Here is a 4,567-nt window from a genome sequence, read left to right as displayed (position 1 = left end):
CCGCACCGGCGGCGTCGGGCCCCCGGTCCGGCGCCGCCTCGGCCGCCCGCACCGCCACCCGCAGGCGGCCCTCGCCGTCCGCGCGGGCCGTCACACGCGCGTACGCCGCGGGGGTGGCCGACGGCGACCGCAGCCGCAGGGCGGACTCGCCGATGCGCAGCAGGGCCTCCGGCGGCAGCGGCACGGGACGGGAGCCGACCGGGACGCCGCCGACCGTCGTGCCGTTGGTGGAGCCGAGGTCGGCCACGGTCGCGCTGCCGTCCTCCGCGACCGTCACGGCGCAGTGCAGCCGGGAGACGTCCGGATCGTCCACCGGCACGTCCGCGTCCGCGGAGCGGCCGACGCGGACCTGCCCGCCGTGCAGCAGGTGGACGCCGCCCGCGTCGGGCCCGGCGACCACCTCCAGGCGCGCGGTCTCCAGGCGCGCCGCGCCGGGGCCCGCCGACGCCTCGGGACGGCCCGGGTGGTCGGAGTACACCGGGTGCTCCTCCGGGTCGGCCGGGGCGCCCAGGGAGAGCACGGCGCCGTCCACGAGAGGCGGCTCGCCGAGGGCGGCGCGCTGCGCGTCGAGCCGCTCCGCGCCCGCGTACAGCACCACGGGGCCGCTGCCGCCGACGTCCGCGCCGGCCGCCGCGGCGGCGTCGGCCAGGCCGCCGGCCACCGCGGCCAGTGCGGTGCCGGCCGGGGCGGTCACCAGCACGTCCACGGCGCAGACCCACGCGGGCGCCTGCGGGTGCGCGGGGCCGGGGTGCGCGGCGCGGCCCGGATGCCCGCCGCGCGGCCCGAGCACGGTCAGCCGAATCTGCATAGCCGTGAACGGTCCCTTCTGTCCGAGGGGCCTGGTGGGGTCGTCACTCGTCCCCCCACCGCCCCCAGGCACGTCGGCACGTACAAGGTCCCGCACCCGCCCGCCGCCTCCCCGCTGGCGCGCGGGCGCGGCGTACGCGACGACGTACGGGGCACGCGACGGGGTCCCCAGCTCCAGCCGACGTGCTTTCAGCATCCTCGCACCTGCCACTGACAACGCGCCCGCCCACTGCCCCCTAACGATCTTGACAGGCCCGCCAGACGACCGGAATCAGCCGTTCCCGACCGCTCCGGGCCCCTCGGCGGCCCGCCGGCGACCGTGCGCCGCGTCCACCTGGCGATCACCCTCCTCACCCGCCCGGCGACCGCCCCCCTGGCCCTGCCCCGGGCCGCCCCGCCGCCGGCCCCAGGCCCGGACCGGCGCGGCGGCAACCGTTCGCCCGCCTCCGGGCGTCTTCCGTCCCGTCCCGCCCCACGGGCCCGCCGCCCGGCGACCGGCCCCCGCACGGCGTGCGCCGAACGGTACGCAGGCGGCGGCACTACAGTGGGGCGGGCGGCCGACCGCGACCGCCAGGGCCGGCGCGAGGCCGGGCAAGCAGCAGGCACCATGATCAGGGAGCGCATGACGTGCGGCCGGTGGGCAGCAAGTATCTGCTAGAGCAGCCGCTCGGGCGCGGGGCCACGGGCACCGTCTGGCGGGCCCGCCAGCGGGAGGCCGCGGGTGCCGAGGCGGCGGTCCCCGGCCAGCCGGGCGAGACCGTCGCGATCAAGGTCCTCAAGGAGGAGCTCGCGCACGACCCCGAGATCGTCATGCGCTTCCTGCGCGAGCGCTCGGTGCTGCTGCGCCTGACCCACCCCAACATCGTGCGCACCCGCGACCTGGTGGTCGAGGGTGACCTGCTCGCCTTGGTCATGGACCTGGTCGACGGCCCCGACCTGCACCGCTACCTGCGGGAGAACGGTCCGTTCACGCCCGTGGCCAGCGCGCTGGTCACCGCCCAGATCGCCGACGCGCTCGCCGCGAGCCACGCCGACGGCATCGTGCACCGCGACCTGAAGCCCGCGAACGTGCTGCTCGCCGGTACGCGCGAGGGCGAGGAAATGCGCCCGATGCTCACCGACTTCGGCATCGCGCGCCTCGCGGACTCGCCGGGCCTGACCCGCACCCACGAGTTCGTCGGCACGCCCGCCTACGTGGCGCCGGAGTCCGCCGAGGGCCGCCCGCAGACCTCCGCGGTCGACGTCTACGGCGCCGGCATCCTGCTGTACGAACTGGTCACCGGCCGCCCCCCGTTCGCCGGCAACACCGCGCTCGAAGTCCTGCACCGGCACCTGAGCGAGGAGCCGCGCCGCCCCACCACCGTGCCCGAGCCGCTGTGGACCGTCATCGAGCGCTGCCTGCGCAAGAAGCCGGAGGAGCGGCCCAGCGCCGAGAACCTGGCCCGCGCGCTGCGCGTGGTGGCCGCGGGCGTGGGCGTGCACGCCTCGCCCGCCCAGGCCGAGGCCGCGCTCGGCGTCGGCGCGCTGCTCGCGCCGGACCCGGCGCCCGCCCCGGTGCCCGACGCGGGCCCGCCCGGCGCGGCGGACCCCACCCAGGTACTGCCGTCCCGCGCGCCCTCGTACGACCCGTCGGCGCCCACCAGCGTCCTGCCGCACGCCGGAGGGCCGCACACCGGAGAGCCGGGGGCCGGCGGCCCGGACGCCGATCCCACGCGCGTGCTGCCGGGCGGCTCGGGCCCGGCCGGTTCCGCCGACCCCACGCGCGCGATGCCGCCGGTGCCCCCGGCGGACCCGGACCGGGAGGAGCCGCACCCCTGGCAGTCGCAGATGCGCGCGGCGCGCGACCGCGGCGAGCAGACGCAGGTGCAGCAGTACCTCGACCCGGGCCAGGACCCGCTGCGCCGCCGCCCGCAGCGCCGCCCCGCCCCGCCGCCCCGGCAGCAGCCCCAGCCCCAGCCGCGCCGCNCCGGCAGCAGCCCCAGCCCCAGCCGCGCCGCCAGCAGCAGCCGTACGGGCAGCAGCAGCCGTACGGGCAGCAGCAGCCGTACGGGCAGCAGCAGCCGTACGGGCAGCAGCACGGCCCGGCGCCCGCGCCGTTCGCGCCGCCGCAGCCGCACTACCCGCAGCCGCAGCCGCAGCGGTACGCGCCGCCTGCCCCGGCCCCCGAGCCTCCGGCGCCGCCCCGGCCGCGCCGCCAGCGCGGCGCCAACCCCATGCACATCCCGGGCCTCGGCTGCCTCAAGGGCTGCCTGCTGGTGGTCGTCATCCTGATCGTGGGCGCCTGGCTGGTGTGGGAGCTGACGCCGCTGAAGGACTGGGTCGCCGACGGCAAGAGCTTCTGGGACGAGACCACCACCCTGATCAAGGACGTCAAGGACTGGACCTCCGAACTCGGCGGCGGCTCGGGCTGAGCCCGCGCGGCGCTCAGCCTTCAGCCGCCGCGCGGGCCGTACCGGACCGCGCGGACCGCGGCAGGCACCACCTGCCGAAAGAGCCCACGAGTTTGAAGATTTGTCGATATCTCAGGGGTGTTTTCCGTCCCAGAAGTGACAGTTGACCCCGGCTGAGGCTGCCCAGCAGGCGTCGGACGCGTAGCTTTGTCGCCAACGTGCCCTGTCGAAGGATTCGGAGCAGCCTTGTCGCGGAAGATCGGCAGCCGGTACACCGTGAACCAGGTCCTGGGTCGCGGCAGCGCCGGGACGGTGTGGCTGGGGGAGGGGCCCGACGGCCCGGTCGCCGTCAAGCTCCTGCGCGAGGACCTCGCCTCGGACCAGGAGCTGGTCGGCCGGTTCGTCCAGGAGCGCGCCGCCCTGCTGAGCCTTGACCACCCGCGCGTGGTCGGCGTGCGCGACCTGGTGGTCGACGGCAACGACGTCGCGCTCGTCATGGACCTGGTGCGCGGCACCGACCTGCGCACCCGGCTCGACCACGAGCGCCGCCTCGCCCCCGAGGCGGCCGTCGCCATCGCCGCGGACGTCGCGGAGGGGCTGACCGCCGCGCACGCGGCCGGGATCGTGCACCGCGACGTCAAGCCGGAGAACGTCCTGCTCGACATGACCGGGCCGCTCGGCCCGGGCGGCGCCCACCCCGCCCTGCTCACCGACTTCGGCATCGCCCGCCTGGTCGACTCGCCGCGCCGTACGCGCGCCACCCGCGTCATCGGCACCCCCGACTACCTCGCGCCCGAGATCATCGAGGGCCTGCCGCCCCGCGCGAGCGTGGACGTCTACGCCCTGGCCACCGTCCTGTACGAGCTGCTGGCGGGCTTCACGCCCTTCGGCGGCGGCCACCCGGGCGCGGTCCTGCGCCGCCACGTGACCGAGACCGTCGCGCCGCTGCCGGGCATCCCCGACGAGCTGTGGCGGCTGCTCGTGCAGTGCCTGGCCAAGGCGCCCGCCTCCCGGCTGCGCGCCTCGGAGCTGGCCGCCCGGCTGCGGGAGATGCTGCCCGGCCTGGCCGGCTACCCGCCGCTGGACATCGACGAGCCCGGCGAGGAGCCCGGCGAGGAGCCCGGCGAAGGGCCCGGCGAAGGGCCTGGGGCCGGCCCCGAGGACCCGTACGCGTACGGGCCGTCCGACGCCCCCGAGGCCGGGTACAGCCCGTACGAGGCCGCCGACCGGTTCCCGGCCGCCGCGGCGCGGCGGCGCGGCGCCGTGCCGCTGGTGCCCCGCGCGGCCCCCGACTCCGGCCGCGAGACGCACACCAGCATGCGCGTGCCCAGCCCCGACGAGCTCGCGGGCGGCGCTCACGGCACGGCGCG

General features: G+C 77.8%; 2 protein-coding genes and 1 pseudogene. 2 read left to right on the top strand and 1 reads right to left on the bottom strand.

Annotation, left to right across the window (positions count from 1 at the left end):
• Positions 1–808, bottom strand: an 808-nt coding sequence (locus tag RKE29_RS28105; RefSeq protein WP_312008499.1) for an FHA domain-containing protein, incomplete at its 3' end; no start/stop codon positions are given.
• 626 nt (positions 809–1,434) lie between these two features.
• Here RKE29_RS28105 and RKE29_RS28100 point away from each other — a divergent pair.
• Positions 1,435–3,218 (top strand): annotated as a pseudogene (locus RKE29_RS28100) (serine/threonine-protein kinase).
• A gap of 225 nt (positions 3,219–3,443) precedes the next feature.
• On the top strand, positions 3,444–4,567 hold a 1,124-nt coding region (locus tag RKE29_RS28095), incomplete at its 3' end, for a serine/threonine-protein kinase (protein ID WP_312008498.1).

Source organism: Streptomyces sp. B1866 (genome assembly GCF_031932565.1).
Taxonomy (GTDB): domain Bacteria; phylum Actinomycetota; class Actinomycetes; order Streptomycetales; family Streptomycetaceae; genus Streptomyces.
This window is presented reverse-complemented; position numbering and strand designations above follow the sequence as displayed.